General features: G+C 70.0%; 17 protein-coding genes. 10 read left to right on the forward strand and 7 right to left on the reverse strand.

The window, feature by feature from the left end; translation table 11 throughout:
* The first annotated feature begins 34 nt into the window (after positions 1-34).
* The 3 genes from CAL29_RS29070 to CAL29_RS29080 are packed head-to-tail and all read left to right on the forward strand — an operon-like array spanning position 35 to position 3,477.
* Positions 35-1,768: an IlvD/Edd family dehydratase gene (locus tag CAL29_RS29070; protein WP_094856340.1), complete on the forward strand. Its 1,734-nt coding sequence runs from the start codon at positions 35-37 to the stop codon at positions 1,766-1,768.
* 39 nt (positions 1,769-1,807) lie between these two features.
* Complete coding sequence (locus CAL29_RS29075) at positions 1,808-2,524, forward strand: GntR family transcriptional regulator (protein ID WP_094856341.1); 717 nt, start codon at positions 1,808-1,810, stop codon at positions 2,522-2,524.
* Positions 2,521-3,477, forward strand: coding sequence for a 3-hydroxyacyl-CoA dehydrogenase family protein (locus tag CAL29_RS29080; RefSeq protein ID WP_094856342.1), 957 nt, complete (start codon positions 2,521-2,523; stop codon positions 3,475-3,477). The genes CAL29_RS29075 and CAL29_RS29080 overlap by 4 nt, the downstream gene beginning before the upstream one ends.
* Before the next feature lie 110 nt (positions 3,478-3,587).
* Here CAL29_RS29080 and CAL29_RS29085 read toward each other — a convergent pair whose 3' ends face one another.
* The 5 genes from CAL29_RS29085 to gpmA all read right to left on the reverse strand — a co-directional run bounded on the left by CAL29_RS29085 (position 3,588) and on the right by gpmA (position 9,718).
* Positions 3,588-4,997 (reverse strand): FAD-binding oxidoreductase, encoded by a 1,410-nt coding sequence (locus CAL29_RS29085; protein WP_094856343.1) that lies wholly within the window; start codon positions 4,995-4,997, stop codon positions 3,588-3,590.
* Positions 4,998-5,064: 67 nt separating this feature from the next.
* Positions 5,065-5,814, reverse strand: coding sequence for a HesA/MoeB/ThiF family protein (locus CAL29_RS29090; RefSeq protein WP_094856344.1), 750 nt, complete (start codon positions 5,812-5,814; stop codon positions 5,065-5,067).
* Positions 5,815-5,893: 79 nt separating this feature from the next.
* Positions 5,894-7,384, reverse strand: coding sequence for a S41 family peptidase (locus tag CAL29_RS29095; protein ID WP_094856345.1), 1,491 nt, complete (start codon positions 7,382-7,384; stop codon positions 5,894-5,896).
* A 34-nt stretch (positions 7,385-7,418) separates the two neighbouring features.
* Positions 7,419-8,960: a murein hydrolase activator EnvC family protein gene (locus tag CAL29_RS29100; protein ID WP_094856346.1), complete on the reverse strand. Its 1,542-nt coding sequence runs from the start codon at positions 8,958-8,960 to the stop codon at positions 7,419-7,421.
* Between the two features lie 5 nt (positions 8,961-8,965).
* Complete coding sequence (gene gpmA, locus CAL29_RS29105; protein WP_094856347.1) at positions 8,966-9,718, reverse strand: 2,3-diphosphoglycerate-dependent phosphoglycerate mutase; 753 nt, start codon at positions 9,716-9,718, stop codon at positions 8,966-8,968.
* 170 nt (positions 9,719-9,888) lie between these two features.
* On the opposite strand from gpmA, the gene CAL29_RS29110 reads away from it, so the two are divergent.
* The 5 genes from CAL29_RS29110 to CAL29_RS29130 all read left to right on the forward strand — a co-directional run bounded on the left by CAL29_RS29110 (position 9,889) and on the right by CAL29_RS29130 (position 13,450).
* Entirely contained in the window at positions 9,889-10,305 is a 417-nt protein-coding gene (locus tag CAL29_RS29110) for a rhodanese-like domain-containing protein (protein WP_094856348.1), read from the forward strand.
* Between the two features lie 91 nt (positions 10,306-10,396).
* Positions 10,397-10,654 carry a glutaredoxin 3 gene (grxC, locus tag CAL29_RS29115; protein WP_094856349.1) on the forward strand — a complete coding sequence of 86 codons (258 nt, stop codon included), beginning with the start codon at positions 10,397-10,399 and terminating at the stop codon, positions 10,652-10,654.
* Positions 10,655-10,736: 82 nt separating this feature from the next.
* Positions 10,737-11,249, forward strand: coding sequence for a protein-export chaperone SecB (gene secB / locus CAL29_RS29120; RefSeq protein WP_094856350.1), 513 nt, complete (start codon positions 10,737-10,739; stop codon positions 11,247-11,249).
* Positions 11,233-12,378 (forward strand): NAD(P)H-dependent glycerol-3-phosphate dehydrogenase, encoded by a 1,146-nt coding sequence (locus CAL29_RS29125; RefSeq protein ID WP_094856351.1) that lies wholly within the window; start codon positions 11,233-11,235, stop codon positions 12,376-12,378. The genes secB and CAL29_RS29125 overlap by 17 nt, the downstream gene beginning before the upstream one ends.
* A 67-nt stretch (positions 12,379-12,445) precedes the next feature.
* The gene (locus CAL29_RS29130; RefSeq protein ID WP_094856352.1) at positions 12,446-13,450 is read left to right on the forward strand and encodes a Bug family tripartite tricarboxylate transporter substrate binding protein; all 1,005 of its coding nucleotides are present in this window, start codon (positions 12,446-12,448) and stop codon (positions 13,448-13,450) included.
* 15 nt (positions 13,451-13,465) lie between these two features.
* On the opposite strand, the gene CAL29_RS29135 is transcribed toward CAL29_RS29130, so the two are convergent.
* Together CAL29_RS29135 and CAL29_RS29140 are read right to left on the reverse strand one after the other, a co-directional pair.
* On the reverse strand, positions 13,466-13,936 hold the full coding sequence (locus CAL29_RS29135) for a tRNA (cytidine(34)-2'-O)-methyltransferase (protein WP_094856353.1): 471 nt from the start codon (positions 13,934-13,936) through the stop codon (positions 13,466-13,468).
* An 83-nt stretch (positions 13,937-14,019) separates the two neighbouring features.
* Positions 14,020-14,865, reverse strand: a complete 846-nt coding sequence (locus CAL29_RS29140; protein WP_256977792.1) for a ComF family protein — start codon at positions 14,863-14,865, stop codon at positions 14,020-14,022.
* Between the two features lie 157 nt (positions 14,866-15,022).
* Here CAL29_RS29140 and CAL29_RS29145 point away from each other — a divergent pair, with 157 nt between their 5' ends.
* Together CAL29_RS29145 and CAL29_RS29150 are read left to right on the forward strand one after the other, a co-directional pair.
* The gene (locus CAL29_RS29145; protein ID WP_256977793.1) at positions 15,023-15,940 is read left to right on the forward strand and encodes a methyltransferase domain-containing protein; all 918 of its coding nucleotides are present in this window, start codon (positions 15,023-15,025) and stop codon (positions 15,938-15,940) included.
* A gap of 212 nt (positions 15,941-16,152) precedes the next feature.
* A complete protein-coding gene (locus tag CAL29_RS29150) occupies positions 16,153-17,130 on the forward strand; it encodes a Bug family tripartite tricarboxylate transporter substrate binding protein (RefSeq protein WP_094856355.1) in 978 nt (325 codons plus the stop codon).
* Positions 17,131-17,168 lie beyond the last annotated feature (38 nt).

Below are 17,168 nucleotides of genomic sequence, written 5' to 3' on the forward strand. Positions count from 1 at the left end.
AACATTATTATCGATAATCTGGCGAGACACGGCGATGAGCGACAAAGACGATCCCCAAGGCATGCGCAAGGGCCTGACCAGCTACGGCGATGCCGGCTTTTCCCTGTTCCTGCGCAAGGCCTTCATCAAGGGCGCCGGCTATACCGACCATGCCCTGGACCGGCCGGTCATCGGCATCGTCAACACCGGCAGCGCCTACAACCCCTGCCATGGCAACGCGCCGCAACTGATCGAGGCGGTCAAGCGCGGCGTGCTGATGGCCGGCGGCCTGCCGATGGATTTCCCCACCATCTCCGTCCACGAGAGCTTTTCCTCGCCGACCAGCATGTACCTGCGCAACCTGATGTCCATGGACACCGAGGAAGCCATCCTCGCGCAGCCCATGGACGCGGTGGTGATGATAGGCGGCTGCGACAAGACGGTGCCGGCGCAGTTGATGGGCGCGGCCTCGGCCAACGTGCCGGCCATCGAGCTGGTCACCGGCTCGATGCTGACCAGCTCGCACCGCGGCGAGCGCGTCGGCGCCTGCACCGATTGCCGCCGCTATTGGGGCAAGTACCGCGCCGAGGAAATCGACGACGAGGAAATCGTCGAGGTCAACAACCGCCTGGTCGGCAGCGTCGGCACCTGTTCGGTGATGGGCACGGCCAGCACCATGGCGTGCATCACCGAGGCCCTGGGCATGATGGTGCCCGGCGGCGCCTCGGCGCCCGCGGTGACGGCCGACCGCGTGCGCGTGGCGGAAGTGACCGGCGCCACCGCCGTGCAACTGGCGCGCGACAAGCTGACGCCGGACCGCATCATGACGGCCAAGGCCTTCGAGAATGCGTTGCGCGTGCTGCTGTCCATCGGCGGCTCGACCAACGGCATCATCCACCTGACCGCCATCGCCGGCCGCATGGGCTACGAAGTCGACCTGGCGCGCGTCGACGCGCTCAGCCGTGAAACGCCGGTGCTGGTGGACCTGAAACCGTCCGGCCAGCACTACATGGAGGATTTCCACAAGGCCGGCGGCATGCAGGCCCTGCTGCGCGAACTGCGGCCCTTGCTGCACCTGGACGCGCTGACGGTGACCGGCCGCACGCTGGGCGAGGAACTGGACGCCGCCCCGGCGCCCTTCGCGCAGGACGTCATCCGGCCCTTTGCCCAGCCCATCTATCCGCAAGGCGGCATCGCCGTGCTCAAGGGCAACCTGGCGCCGGGCGGCGCCATCATCAAGCAGTCGGCGGCGGCGCCGGCGCTGATGGAGCACGAGGGCCGCGCGGTCGTGTTCGAAAACGCGGAGGACCTGGCGCAACGCGTCGACGACCCCGACCTGGACGTCAAGCCCGAGGATATCCTGGTGCTCAAGATGATCGGCCCGAAGGGCGCGCCGGGCATGCCCGAGGCGGGCTACATGCCGATCCCACGCAAGCTGGCCAAGGCCGGGGTCAAGGACATGGTGCGCATTTCCGACGGCCGCATGAGCGGCACGGCGGCCGGCACCATCGTGCTGCACGTGACGCCCGAGTCCGCCGTGGGCGGCCCGCTGGCCTATGTCCGCAGCGGCGACCGCATCCGCCTGAGCGTGGCCAACCGCGAGATCAGCCTGCTGGTGGACGACGCCGAGCTGGCGCGCCGCGCGGCCGAGCAGCCGCAGGAAACGCCGGCCGCGCCGCGCGGCTACCGCAAGCTGTTCCTGCAATCCGTGACCCAGGCCGACCAGGGCGTGGACTTCGACTTTTTGCGGGCCGCCGAGATTCGCGGGAAAATCCCGGGTTCACGCTGACGGCCTCCCGGCCCGGCCTTGCCCGATACCCGATCGCCCATGACCCGCCTCTCCGCCGTGCCCGATATCGCTTCCCCCGTCGCGCAGACGGCGCCGGAAAAGGCCGTGCAGGCGTTGGAAGAAGATATCGTGCTGGGCCGCCTGCACCCGCGCGAGCGGCTCATCGAAGACGACCTGATGCAGCGCTTCGACCTCAAGCGCCATGCAGTGCGCGAGGTGCTGGCCGAACTGGCGCGGCTGGGCCTGGCCGAACGGCGCAAGAACATCGGCTCCGAAGTCCGTTCCTTCGCGCCGCGCGAAGTGGTCGAGCTGTACGAGATGCGCGAACTGCTGGAGACGCAGGCGGCGCGGCTGGTGCCCTGCCCGGCCGAGCCCGAGGCGCTGCAAGCCCTCATCGAGATCCAGCGCGAGCACGACGCGGCCGTCGAGGCCGAGGATCCGCGCCAGGTCTTTCGCAGCAACCTGCGCTTCCATCAAGCCCTGTTCGGCATGTGCGGCAACAGCGTGCTGGTGCGCGCCATCCACGAATATGCGCGCCAGACGCACCCGATACGCTTCGGCACGCTGGTGGCGCCCGAATACCGCCACCGTTCCCGCCGCGAGCATTGGGCCATGATAGAGGCGCTGCGCGAAGGACGGCGCGACGACCTGGTCGCCTTGTGCCGCGCGCACTTGCAGCCGTCGCGCGACGCGTACCTGGCGGCGAACCGGCACCTGGCCGATCCGCCGGCGGCCATTCATCCGGAGACATCATGAGCCCAGCCATCCTGCCCGCCCCTTCCGCCTGCCATGCCGTCGTCGTCGGCGGCGGCACCATGGGCGCGGACGTCGCCGTGGTGCTGGCGCGCGCCGCCTGCCGCGTGACGGTGGTCGAACGCGACGCCGCGCGCCACGCGGGCATCCTCGACAGCGTGCGCGCGAATCTCGCGCAGCGCGGGCTGGAACGGCATGCCGCGGGCGTGTCCGTGGCGGCGGCGCTGGAGGACGTGGCCTGGTCCGACGTGCGCCTGGTCATCGAATGCGTCCCGGAATCGCTGCCGCTGAAGCAGGCGCTGTTCGCCGACCTGACGCGGCTGGCGCCGGCCGGGGCCTTGCTGGCCAGCAACAGTTCCAGCTTCCCCATCAGCCACATCGGCGCCGGCCTGCCCACGCGCCAACGCATGCTGGGCCTGCACTTCTTCATGCCGGCGCACCTGGTGCCGCTGGTCGAAGTGGTGCTGTCGGCCGACAGCGACCCGGCCGCGGGCGAGGCCCTGCATGCCTTCATACGCCGCTGCGGCATGGTGCCGGTGCTGGTGCGCAAGGACGTGCCGGGCTTTCTCGGCAACCGGTTGCAGCATGCGTTGACGCGCGAAGCCTTCGCGCTGGTGCAGGACGGCGTGGCGAGCGCGGAGGACGTCGACGCCGCCGTGCGTTTCGGTTTCGGCTTCCGCTTTCTCGCCGCGGGGCCCATCCTGCAGCGCGACCACGCCGGCCTGGAAGTCCATTGCGCCGCCACCGCCACCACCTACCCCTCGCTGTCCAAGGCCGACGGCCCCTTCCCCGTCCTCACCGAACGCGTCGCCGCCGGCAAGCTGGGCATGAAGACCGGCGAAGGCTTCTTCAAATGGACGCCGGAGACCATCGCCGCGGAGAAGGCGCGCTACGCGCAGACCTTGCGCGCGGCGCTGGCGCTGATCGAAAGCGAACTGCCGCCGATCGAGCCGTGATCGCCATGATGCCTCGCCGGGACCGCATCCCGGCGGGATAGCCGCGCACGGAATCGCGGCACTCAGGCGTGCCCGTAAGCGTGGAATCGCGCGGGATACGCCTGCCCGCGCTACAGCAGCTTGCCCGGATTCATGATCCCGGCCGGGTCGAGCAGCTTCTTGATGTCCTGCATCAAGCGCAGCTCCAGGGGATGCTTGTAGCGGTGGAAGTACTCGCGCTTGAGCTGGCCGATGCCGTGCTCGGCGCTGATGCTGCCGTTGTAGCGCATGACTTCGTCCATCACTTCGGCGGTGATGGCCTCGCCCTGTTCGGCGGCCCAGGTGCGCGGCGCGCCGGCCGGGCGCGAGATGTTGTAGTGCAGGTTGCCGTCGCCGAAGTGGCCGAAGATGAAGGGCCGCACGCCCGCGTCCACCGCTTGCAGGCGCTTCTCGCACGACGCCATGAAGGCGGGAATGTCCTCGATGGGCAGCGAGATGTCGTGCTTGAGATGCGGGCCGTCGGCGCGCTGCGCCTCGGAGATTTCCTCGCGCAGCTTCCACAGCGCCTGCAACTGGCTCAGGGAGGCCGACACGGCCGCGTCCAGGCACAGCTCCTGTTCCAGGGCCTGGCCCATGACGGCTTCCAGCAAGGCGTTCAGGCCGTCCTCGTCGACGCTGTCCGCCAGCTCCACCAGCACGTAGGCCGGATAGCGCTGCGCGAATGGCTCCTGCACGCCTTCGGCATGCGTCAGCACCAGGTCCACGCAATCGCCCGTGAAGAATTCGAAAGCCTGCAGGCGCGCGCCGCATTGGCCGTACAGCAGCTCGAACAATTGCAGCGCCTGCCGCGAGGAGGAGACCGCCGCCAGCACCACCGCGCGCACGTCCGCGCGCGGCAGCAGGCGCAGCGAGGCCGCGGTGATCACGCCCAGCGTCCCTTCGGAGCCGATCAGCAACTGCTTGAGGTCGTAGCCCGTGTTGTCCTTGCGCAAGGGCCGCAGTCCGTGGAAGACCTCGCCGTTGGGCAGCACGGCCTCCACGCCCAGCACCAGTTCGCGCGTCATGCCGTAGCGCACGACGTTGACGCCGCCGGCGTTGGTGGCCAGGTTGCCGCCGATCTGGCAGGAATCCTCGGCGGCCAGGCTCAGCGGCAGCAAGCGGCCCGCCTCCTGCGCCGCGCGGCGCAGATTGCCCAGGATGCAGCCGGCCTCGGCCACCAGCGTGTTGGCCACCGTGTCCAGCGACCGCACCGCGTTCATGCGGTCCAGCGAAAGAATCACGTTGTCGGCCGAACCGTCCGGCGTGGCGCCGCCGCACAGCCCCGTATTGCCGCCGCGCGGCACCACCGGCACGCCGGCGTGCTGGCACAGGGCCAGGCAGCGCGAGACCTGCTCGACGTTACGCGGCCGCACCACCGCCTGGGCCTGTCCCTTGTAGATGCCGCGCCAGTCCGAGAGCCAGGGCGCGATGCCGTCCGGATCGATGGTGACCACGTCGGCGCCCAGCGCCTCGACGAGTTGGGAAGCAATAGTCTTCGTCATTTTTCTACCCCCGGAGGTTCGGATCAGGGAATTCGGATCAGGGAATTCGGCGCGGCGGCGGCCGCCCTCAGCGGCCGGCGCATACCGCGCATTCGCGATCGCGCGGCACGTTCATGCTGCGCCATTGCATATTGCGCACGTCGAGGTGCAGCAGGCGGCCCGACAGGCTGGTGCCCACGCCCGCCAGCAGCTTGAGCGCCTCGGCGGCCTGCGTGCTGCCGATGATGCCGACCAGCGGCGCGAACACGCCCATGGTGGCGCAATTGGCCTCCTCGACGTCGTCGGCTTCGGGAAACAGGCAGTGGTAGCAGGGCGCGGCATCGTCGCGCAGGTCGAAGACGCCGACCTGCCCGTCGAAGCGGATGGCCGCGCCGGAGACCAGCGGCTTGCGGTGCCGCACGCAGGCGCGGTTGATCTGGTGGCGCGTGGCGAAGTTGTCGGAGCAATCCAGCACCACGTCGGCGGCCGCGACCTGCTCGTCCAGTTCGGCGCCGAGCAGCCGGCGTTCGAGCGCCTGCACCTCGATGCCGGGGTTGAGCGCCAGCAGCGTGGCGCGTCCCGATGCCGCCTTGGGCTGCCCCAGGCGATCCGTGGTGTGCAGCAACTGGCGCTGAAGATTGCTCAGTTCGACGATGTCGTCGTCCGCCAGCACGATGTGGCCGACGCCGGCGCTGGCCAGGTACATGGCGGCCGGCGAACCCAGGCCGCCGGCGCCCACCACCAGCGCCCGCGCGCCGAGGAAAGCCTCCTGGCCTTCGATACCCAGCTCGTCGAGCAGGATGTGGCGCGCGTAGCGCAGTAACTGCTGGTCGTCCATGTGGTCTTGCCGGTGTCTGGTCTTGCCGGTATCGCGGCGACGGCCGGGGCCATCGCCAGGATACGCAAGGCCGCGCCGCTCAGCGCTTCTTGGACGGGCTCGGCTCCACGCCGTCCGGCGTGATGATCATGCGCTCGGTCGGCGCCGACGCGCCCGCCTTGGCCGCCGCGGCGGTGGCATCCTTGGCGTCCTTGGCATCCTGGTTGGACGCGGTGCGCGGCTGCGCCTTCTGGATGGGCTTGCCTTGCAGCGCATTGACGGCCTGCTTGAGCTGGAAGTCGTCCTTGCCGCCGAACTCGAACACCTTGGTCGGCGGATTGGCGGCTTCATCCGCGGCGGAGGACTTGAACTCGATCTTGGGCTGGAGCGGGTTGTCCAGGTGATGCTGCAGGTCGGCTTCGCGCGGCAGGCGGAACAGGTCGCCTTCGGCGGTGTCGGCCACCACGTAGTCGGGTTCGATGCCGGTGGCCTGGATGGAGCGGCCGCTGGGCGTGAAGTAGCGCGAGGTGGTCAGCTTGATGGCCGTGTCCTCGGTCAGCGGCAGGATGACCTGCACCGAGCCCTTGCCGAACGTGCGGTTGCCCATCACCTTGGCGCGCTTGTGGTCCTGCAGCGCGCCGGCCACGATTTCCGAGGCCGAGGCCGAGCCGACGTTGACCAGCACCATCATCGGCACCGTCTTGACCCAGGCCGGCAGGCCGGCCAGGTAGTTGGTCTCGCCGCGGGCGTATTCGGACGGCGTGGCCAGGTACTTGTGGCGCGCATCCGGGGTGCGGCCGTCGGTCGAGACCACCAGCGCGTCGGGAGGCAGGAAGGCGCCGGCCACGCCGATGGCGCTGGTCAGCAAGCCGCCGGGATCGTTGCGCAGGTCCAGCACCAGCGCCTTCGGCGCCTGCTTGGCGCCCAGCTCGGCCAACTGGCGGGCCAGGTCGGAACCGGTCTTTTCCTGGAACTGGGCGATGCGCACGTAGGCGACGCCGTCGTCCAGCATCTTGCTGCGCACGCTGCGCACCTTGATGACGTCGCGCACGATATGGAGCACGATGGGCTGCGGCTGGTTGGCGCGCAGGATGGTGAGCGTGATCGGCGACTTCGGCGCGCCGCGCATCAGCTTGACGGCGTCGTTCAGCGCCATGCCCTTGGTGGAGGCGTTGTCGATCTTGGTGATCAGGTCGCCCGCCAGCACGCCCGCGCGCGCCGCCGGCGTGTCCTCGATGGGCGAGATGACCTTGACGAAGCCGTCCTCGGCGCCCACTTCGATGCCCAGGCCGCCGAACTCGCCCTGGGTCTGCGTCTGCATGTCGCGATAGGCGTCGGCGTCCAGGTAGGCGGAGTGCGGATCCAGGCCCGAGACCATGCCGGAGATGGCGTTCTTGATCAGGGTCTTGTCGTCGACCGGCTCGACGTAATTGTTCTTGATGGCGCCGAACACGTTGCTCAGCGCGCGCAGCTCGTCCAGGGGCAATGGGCTGCCGCGTTGTGCGACGGCGGTCACGCCTACGCTGAGCAGCACGCCGGCAACGACACCGACCGATACCAGACCGAAACTGCGATACTTGCGAGTGCCCATGCACACATCCTGATTTTGGTTTGCCGAAACGCTTCTACTGGGCCAACCAAAGGGCTGGGTCCACTGGCGCGCCACCGTGACGAACTTCAAAGTATAGGCCCGATTCCACTTGGCCGCCCGTGGCGCCGACCGTGGCGATGGCCTCGCCGGCCGCGACGCGGTCGCCCACCTGTTTGAGCAGGCTCTGGTTATAAGCGTAAACGGTTAAATATTGCTGACCGTGATCGACAATGATGAGGTTGCCGAAGCCCCGCAGCCAATTGGCGTAAACCACGGTGCCGGGGGCCACCACGTGCACGGGAGCGCCTTCCGGCGCGCGCAGCACGATGCCGCGCCAGGTGCCGCCGTCGGGACGGCCGACCCCGAAACGGCCCTGGATGGTGGCGCCGCTCACCGGCATCGGCAGGCCGCGCCGCAGGCCCTGCCCGGCCGGCGGCTGCGGACGCGCCGCCACGGGCGGCTGGCGCGCCGGTTCAACCGGTTTTAAGCCTTCGAGATTGCCCCGCGCCACCGGACGGCCGGCGTCCTTCGCGGCGGCTTCGGCCTCGGCGGCCTGGCGCGCGGCCGTGGCGGCGGCGGCCGCATCGCGGCGGGCGGCGGCCTCGGCCTGTTCCCGCGCCTGGGCCGCGTCCTTCTGTTCCTGCGCCCGGCGCGCCAACTGGGCGGTGCGCTCGGCCTGCTCAGCCTTGCGGCGGGCGTCGTCGGCCTTGCGACGGGCGTCTTCCTGCGCCTTGCGGCGCGCTTCCTCGGCCTTGCGGGCGGCCTCGGCCTCCGCCTGGCGCCGCGCCTCCTCCGCCTTGCGGCGGGCTTCCTCGGCCTGGCGCGCCTCTTCGGCCTGTTTCTCGATGGCGGATTGCAGGTCGTCGATCAGGCGGCTCATGCGCTGGTCGTCGCGCCCCAGCTTGGTGGCTTCCTCGCGCTGGGCGTTGATCTGCCCTTCGATGCGCGCCAGCACCGTGGCGCGCTCCTTCTGCTGCACCACCAGGGCGTTCTTCTGCTCGGCCGTTTCCGCCACCACCTTGTCGATCTCGGCGCGGCGGGCGTCGGCGCGGCCCTGCAACTGGGCCAGCCGGTCGAGGTCCTGCCGCAGGGCCTGCACCGTTTGCGTGCGGGCCTGCGAGACGTAATCCAGGTAGGCCAGGTTGCGGCCCAGTTGCTGGGGGTCGTCGCCCGACAGCAGCGCGGTCCAGGGCGACAGGCCGCTGGTGTACTGCGCGCGCAGTTGGCGCGCCAGTTCCGCGCGCCGCTGCGCCAGCACGTCCTGCTGGCTGGCGAGCTGCTTCTCCAGGCTGGCCAGGTCGGCCTGGGCCTGCCGGCTCTGCTCGCCCAGCTCCGCCAGGCGGCGGTTGATCTGCGAGATGGCCGTTTCGGACTGGCGCAGCGCGTCGGCGGCCTCCTTGCGGTCCGACTCGCGCTGCTCGATGGTCTTCTGCAGCGACTGGATACGGTCGCGCAGCGCCGATTGCTGGCGCTGCGCCTCGGTCTGGCGCTGTTCCAGGTCCGCGGGCGCGGCCCAGGCCGCAACGGCCGGCAGCACCAGGGCGGCCGACCATACCAGGCATGCAGCCAGACGCATCGCTATCAGGCCTTCTTCGCCTTGCCCTGCGCCGCCACCGCGGCCATCGCGGCCTCGATCGCCGCGGGGTCGCCCAGGTAGTAGTGACGGATGGGGCGCAGGTCGTCGTCCAGCTCGTACACCAGCGGCTGGCCGGTGGGGATGTTCAGGCCGACGATGTCCTCGTCCGAGATATTGTCCAGGTGCTTGATCAGGGCGCGCAGGCTGTTGCCGTGGGCGGCCACCAGCACGCGGCGGCCGGCCTTGATGGCCGGCGCGATGGACTCGTTCCAGAACGGCAGCACGCGCGCCACCGTATCCTTCAGGCATTCGGTGGCCGGCAACTGGTCGGCGGGCACCTTGGCGTAGCGGCTGTCGAAGCGCGGATGGCGCTCGTCGTCCGGCGACAGGGGATCGGGCGCGATGGCGTAGGCGCGGCGCCAGATCAGCACCTGCTCGTCGCCGAACTTGGCGGCGGTTTCCGCCTTGTTCAGGCCCTGCAGGGCGCCGTAGTGCCGCTCGTTCAGGCGCCAGCTATTGCCCACGGGGGTGTACATGGCGTCCATGGCGTCCAGCGCGATCCACAGGGTGCGGATGGCGCGCTTGAGCACCGACGTGAAGGCGACGTCGAAGGCGTAGCCTTCCTTTTTCAGCAGCTCGCCGGCGGCGCGGGCCTCGGCCCGGCCCTTTTCGGTCAGGTCCACATCCGTCCAGCCGGTGAAACGGTTTTCGAGATTCCACTGGCTTTCGCCGTGGCGCATCAGAACGAGTTTGTGCATGGTGGGATCACATGAAACGGAAGTTGAAAAAACCGCGATTGGCGCTCATTTTATAATTGCTGGCTTGTACCCCGCTGACACCCCCTCCCGGCCAGGCCGCCGAACGGGCGCGCGGCCTCGTCTTCCGCGATCGAACATCGTGGATAAACCGTGATATTTCAGGACCTTCCGTGGATTTTCTGCACTTTTTGCTGGGCCAGAACAACATCTTCATCCTTGCGGTCGCGGTGGTTTCCGGCGTCATGCTGCTGATGTCCACCCGCAAGGGCGGTTCCGGCGGCGTCAGCACCGCCGAAGCCATCCAGATGATCAACCAGCGCCAGGCCGTCTGGGTCGACGTCCGCCCGGTCGAGCAGTTCCAGGCGGGCCACATCGCCCAGGCACGCAGCGTGCCGGCCGGCGACATCGAGAAAAAGGCCGCCTCGCTGCCCAAGAACAAGCCGCTGGTGGTGGTCGGCCAGATCGGCCGCGACGCCTCCAAGGCCGTGGCGGCGCTGCGCGCCGCCGGTTTCGCCGACGTGGTGGCGCTGGACGGCGGCATGAAGGCCTGGAGCGATGCCGGCCTGCCGGTTACTCAGCGGGCTTGAATCCCCGCCCGTGGCGGTCAACGAGCCTCAACCCCCTGCGTGGCCTGAGCGGCGACCCGCCTTCATCCCACGGTAAGCCTAGAGACGCAAAATGAAGAAAGTCGTGATGTACGCAACCGGGTATTGCCCGTACTGCTCGCGCGCCGAGCAACTGCTCAAGCAGCGCGGCGTCGAGCAGATCGAGAAAATCCTCATCGACCAGGATCCCGCCCAGCGCGACGTCATGATGCAGCGCACGGGCCGCCGCACGGTGCCGCAGATCTACATCGGCGAGGACCACGTCGGCGGCTGCGACGACCTGTACGCGCTCGATCGCGCCGGCAAGCTGGCGCCCATGCTGGCCGCCTGACCGCGCGCCCGTTCCCTATTCCTCGGCGGCGCCTCCGCGCGCCGTCGCAAGCAGCACCCACACCATCCACCAGGAAATCCACATGGCCGATCAGGACCAAACCAACCAGCCGTCGTTCAATCTCCAGCGCGTCTACCTCAAGGACCTGTCGCTGGAAATGCCCAACGCGCCGCACGTGTTCCTGGAACAGGAAACGCCGCAAGTCGAAGTCAACATCAACGTGGGCGGCCAGCGCCTGGCGGAAACCATTTTCGAATCCACCGTCACCTGCACCGTGACCACCCGCATCAACGACAAGGTCCTGTACCTGGTCGAAGCCACGCAGGCCGGTATCTTCGAATTGGCCAACATTCCGGAAGACCAGATGGATCCGCTGTTGGGCATCGTCTGCCCGACCATGCTGTATCCCTATCTGCGCGCCAACATCGCCGACGCCATCACCCGCACCTCGCTGCCGCCCGTGCACCTGGCCGAAGTCAACTTCCAGGCCCTGTACGAGCAGCGCCTGGCCGAACTGGCCCAGCAGCAGCAAGCGGGCGGCGCCAATGGCAATGACTCCGGCATCATCCTGCCGCCCAATGCCACCCGGCAATAAATCCGGCAAGGCGGAACAGGCCACGGGGCAAGCCGTCCCCGGCGGCCGCTCCGCGCCCGCGGCCGCGACGCCGGCCGCCCTCTCGCCACGCGTGGCCGTGCTGGGCGCCGGCAGTTGGGGCACCGCGCTGGCGGCGGTGGCGGCCCGCCGCCATCCCACCGTGCTGTGGGCGCGCCAGGCCGAACAAGCCGAACAGATCGCGTCCACCCGCGAAAACGCCCGGTACCTGCCGGGCGTTTCCTTGCCGCCCGCGCTGGCCGCGACGGCCGACCTGGCGCAGGCGCTGCGCCACCTGCAGGCCCCCGGCGCCGATCCGCTGATCGTGCTGGGCGTGCCGGTGGCGGGACTGGCCGACATCTGCCGCGACCTGCTGGCCCTGCTGCCTACCCTGACCGGCCCGCTGCCCCACATCGTCTGGACCTGCAAGGGCTTCGAGAAAACCGACGGCCGTCTGCCGCACGAGATCGTGCGCGACGCGCTGGCCGGCCTGCCCGCCATCCGCGTCGGCGTGCTGTCCGGCCCGTCCTTCGCGCGCGAAGTCGCGCAGGGCCTGCCGGTAGGGCTGACCATCGCCAGCGGCGACGCGGCCGTGTGCCGCCTCGCCACCGCCGCCCTGCATGGCGGCGCCGTGCGCGTGTACGCGGGCGACGACGTCGTCGGCGTGGAAGTGGGCGGCGCCTTGAAGAACATCATCGCCATCGCCTGCGGCGTCTCCGATGGCTTGCAACTGGGCACCAATGCCCGCGCCGCCCTGATCACCCGCGGCCTGGCGGAAATGACGCGCTTCGGCGTGGCGCTGGGCGCCCGTCCCGATACCTTCGCGGGCCTGACCGGCCTGGGCGACCTGGTGCTGACCGCCACCGGCGACCTGTCGCGCAACCGGCGCGTGGGCCTGGAAATCGGCGCCGGCCGCAAGCTGGACGAGATCCTGGCCGGCGGCATGACGGCCGAAGGCGCCTACGCGGCGCGCGCGGCCCTGGCGCGCGCCCGCGCCCTGAACGTCGACCTGCCCATTACCGCGGCGGTCTGCGCGGTGCTGTTCGAAGGCGTCGCGCCGATGACGGCGGTGTCCACGCTGCTGGCGCGCGACGCCCGCCACGAAGGCGGCAACCTGCGCGCGCCCGATTGAGAAGGCCGCCACGGCCCGGTTATATCGAAGACCCCGGTTATATCGAAAACCATTGGAGACATCCATCATGACGTCCCGCGTACGTCCCAGCATCGGCAAGCGCCTGCGCGGCTTCTGCCTCGGCCTGGCCAGCCTCTGCATCCTGGCGGCGGGCGGCCCCGCCAAGGCCGACTGGCCCGACCGCCCCATCGTCCTGATCGTGCCCTTCCCGGCCGGCTCCTCGCCGGACCTGCTGGCGCGCCTGGTCTCCGAGCCGCTGTCGCAGACGCTGGGCCAGCCCATCATCGTCGAGAACAAGCCGGGCGCCGGCGGCAACATCGGCACCCGCATGGCGGCGCAGGCCAAGCCGGACGGCTACACGCTGCTGTTCACCATCAACGGCCCGCTGACGACGGCGCCCACGCTGTACAAGAAGACGCTGGGCTACGATCCCTTCACCGACCTGGCGCCGGTGACGCTGGTGGCCACCAGCCCCAACGTGCTGGCCGTGCCGGGCGACCTCAACGTCAAGGACCTGAAGCAGTTCGTCGACATGACGCGCGAGCGGCCGGGGGCGCTGAACTACGGCACGGTGGGCCCGGGCAGCGCTTCGCAACTGGCGATGGAGATGTTCAAGAGCCAGGCCGGGCTGGACCTGGTCCACATTCCGTACGCCGGTTTCCCGCAGGTGATCGGCGCCATCATCGGCGGCGACATCCAGGCCGCCTTCATGGTGCCGGCCATCGCCATGCCGCAGACGCGCGACGGCCGCGTCAAGGTGCTGGCCGTGACCAGCCTGCAGCGCTCGCCGGTGCTGCCGGACGTGCCGACCATGGCCGAGCAGGGCTATCCCGACTTCGAGGCGATTTCCTGGGATGCGGTGCTGGTGCCCGCCGGCACGCCCAGCGTCATCATCGAGCGCCTGAACAGCGAGCTGGCGCGCATCATCGACAGCGACAAGGTGCGGCAGCAGATGGCCATGCAGTACTTCACGCCGGCGCCTTCCTCCCCCGCCGAGCTGACGACCCGCATGCGCGACGAAAAGGCCCGCTGGGACAAGATCATCGAGAAGCTGAACCTGTCGCTCGACTGAGGCGCGCGGCTCGAATCAAACGCCGCCCGCGTAGCCGTTCTGGCGCCAGGCCTCGAACACCGTCACCGCCACCGCGTTCGACAGGTTGAGGCTGCGCTGCCCCTCCCGCATCGGCAGCCGCAGGCGCTGGGAGGGCCCGAACAGGCGCAGGTCGTCCTCGGACAGCCCGGCCGTCTCGCGGCCGAAGACGAAGACGTCGCCCGGCTGGAAGGACTGTTCGGCAATGGGACGCGCGCCGCGCGTGGTCATGGCGAAGATGCGGCCCGGGGGCGCGCCCGTCCCGGCCAGGGCGTCTTCCAGCGTCTTGTGCACCTTCATGGGCTGCCACTCGTGATAGTCCAGGCCCGCGCGGCGCAGGCGCGCATCGTCCAGTTCGAAACCCAGGGGCTCCACCAGATGCAGTTGCGAGCCGGTATTGGCGCACAGGCGTATCGCGTTGCCCGTGTTGGGCGGGATTTCGGGGTGGACCAGGATGACGTGGAACATGGCTTGGGGCAGGGTCGGGGGAAGGCTGGCCGCGGATGGCTGGCTGGTAGCGGAAGGCTGGTGGCGGGCAGCGGCCACGCCGACTACGGCAGGCGATATTGTGCCAGCGCGCCCCCGTCCTCGGCGGGCGCCCGCATCGCCACCAGGCCCAGGACCGTGCTGGCGCCGGCGGCGCGCAGGGCCCGGGCGGCGGCGTCCAGGGTGGCGCCGGTGGTCATCACGTCGTCGACCAGCAGCACCGGACGAGGCGGCAGGCGCACGGGACAGGCATAGGCCGCAACCGCGCCGCCGAGACGCGCGGCGCGGTCCAGGGAGGCCTGGCGCGGGCCTTCCGCGACGCGCCGCAGCCAGGACGAGCGCACGGGCAGGCCCGTGGCGCGCGCCAGGGCGCGGGCGATCTCGGCCGCGGGATTGAAGCCGCGCCGGCGCAGCGACGCGCGCGCGGCGGGCACGGGCACCAGCGCGGCCCCGGCCGGGCGCGGCGGCGCGCCCGGCTGCGCCAGGGCATCGAGGATCAGGGCCGCCAGCGGGCCGGCCATGGCGAAGCGCCGCTCGCCCTTGAGCCGCGTGATCAACAGGTCCGCCGGGGCTTCGTAGTCGCCGCCGGCCACCACCCGTTCGTAGGCCGGCGGGCAGCGGGCGCAATCCGGACAGGCCGGCATGGCCCAGCCCAGGCGCAACGCGCAGCGGTCGCAACGGCGTTGCGACGGATGCTGGGTCGCCCGCGCGTCGGCCCGGCAACCCTCGCACAATCCGCCGCCGCGCGCGCGGCCTTCGCACATGGGACAGTCGGACGCGATGCCCGCCAGCCAGGCGCGCCACCAGGAAGCCGGCCGCACCCAGCCGCCCGGCGAGGCAGCCGCCGGCGGCAAGCCCGGCCGGCCGACGGCCGACCGCCCGGAAACCCGCGTCGGCGGCATCCCTTTCATTTGCCCTCCTGTTCCGGTTTCCCAGGCGCCTGCCCGCCAGCGGCACATACCCTGCCTCGCGCCGCGGGGATCCCCCGTCCGCCCGGCGCGGTGCGCAATAATGGCGGGTATCCATCTGAACACGTATCGCGCCGCGCCGCCGGCCGCCGCGCCCCTTATGTCACCCGCCCCGATCTCGACCCTTCCCCTGAACAGCGCCGACGTGACGCGCCAGTTCGCCCGCCGCGGCGACCTGGCCGACGCGCAATTCCTCTACGGCGAGATCGCCGGCCGCATGCTGGACCGCCTGCGCTACATCCGCATCCAGCCGCAACGGCTGCTGGACGCGGGCTGCGGCGCCGGCGCCGCCCTGCCCGGGCTGCGCGAGCGCTATCCCGACGCCGCCTATGTGGGCCTGGACGCCTGTCCGCCGCTGCTGGAGATCGCGCGCGAACGCCATGTGCCGGCCGGCCTGGCCGGCATGCTCGGCCGCCTGACCGGCAAGGCCGCCGCCAAGCCGCAATTCGTGCTGGCCGACATGGCCGCGACCGGATTGCAGCCGGAATCGGTGGACCTCGTATGGTCCAACCTGGCGCTGCACTGGCACCCGGCCCCGCATGCCGCCCTGGCCGAATGGCGCCGCGTTCTCAAGGTGCAGGGCCTGGCGATGTTTTCCTGCCTGGGCCCCAACACGCTGCGCGAATTGCGCGCGGCGCTGGACGACGCCGGCCTGCGCACCGCCACGCCGGCCTTCGTCGATATGCACGACTTCGGCGACCTGCTGGTGGAGAACGGCTTCGCCGACCCCGTCATGGACCAGGAAACCCTCACCCTCACGTACCAGACCCCGCAGCGCCTGCTGGAAGACGTGCGCGCGCTGGGCGGCAACCCGGCCAGCAACCGCCGGCGCGGCCTGGCCACGCCGGCCTGGCGCGACCGCCTCTACGCGGCGCTGGAAAGGCAGCGGAGCGGCGACGGGCTCATCAAGCTCAGCATCGAGGTCGCCTACGGCCACGCCTGGCGCGCCGCCGCCCGCCAGGCGGCCCCCGGCGAAACGCGGCTGTCGGTGAGCGCCATCGGCGGCCGGAAGGGCTAGCGTCCCGTCGCGGGCATTCGCGGCATTCGCGGCCCCGGCCGCGGCTTGCGCGCCGCACACGACCGCATAGGGCGCGCCGCATCCCTTCCCTTGTTCGGGTTAACGATTGTGCCGGGGGCCGACACGACGATGCCGGCGCGGGTATGCTATGGCACAAAACGGCGCTCCGACGCCGATCCCATGAACATGGAAAACCATAAAACGGAGACAACATGCGTTTCGGCATCCGCTTTGCCCTGCCCCTCCTTTGCGCGCTCGGCGTCGGCGCGGCCGCCCAGGCCGCCGATGAATGGCCCGCCGGCAAGCCCATCACCTACGTCGTGCCCTTCGCGCCCGGCGGCGCCACCGACGTGATCGGCCGCATCGTGGCCACCAAGCTGGGCCCCGTCCTCGGCACCAGCATCGTGGTGGAGAACCGGCCCGGGGCGGGCGGCAATATCGGCTCCGAATACGTCGCCAAGGCCAAGCCGGACGGCTACACGCTGGTGGGCGGCACCATCAGTTCGCACTCCATCAACGGCAGCCTGTACCACAACATGCCGTACGACATGGTGAAATCCTTCGTGCCGGTGGCGCTGACGGGAAAACTGGGCAACGTGCTGGTGGTGCCGGCCGCCAGTCCCTACAAGACCGTGGACGACGTGCTGGCGGCGGCGCGCAAGACGCCCGGCCACCTCAGCTACGGCTCGGCCGGCAACGGCACGTCGCAGAACCTGTCCGGGGAGCTGTTCAAATCCATCGCCAAGGTCGACATCATGCACGTGCCCTTCAAGGGCAGCGGCCCGGTCCTGCAGGCGCTGCTGGGCAACCAGTTGTCCATGGCCTTCGACAACATCCCGCCCACGCTGCCCCTGATCAAGTCCGGCAAGATCCGCGCGCTGGCGGTGACCTCGGCCAAGCGCGATCCCAACCTGCCGGACGTGCCCACCATGCAGGAAGTGGGGCTGAAGGACTACGAGATCGTTTCCTGGCAAGCCGTGTTCGCGCCGGCCGGCACGCCGGCGCCCATCGTCAACCGCCTGTCGACCGAGATCCTCAAGATCCTGCAGCAGCCGGACGTGAAGGAAAAATTCGCCGCCATGGCCATCGACGGCTCGGGCATGGACTCCGCCCAGCTCGCCGCCTTCCAGAAGGCGGAAGTCGCCAAGTGGCATGACCTGATCAAGAAAGCCAACATCCAGACGGACTGAGATTTAGCGCCGGGTCCCGGAGCTTCGCCCTCATGCGC

It is taken from the genome of Bordetella genomosp. 10 (assembly GCF_002261225.1).
Taxonomy (GTDB): domain Bacteria; phylum Pseudomonadota; class Gammaproteobacteria; order Burkholderiales; family Burkholderiaceae_B; genus Bordetella_C.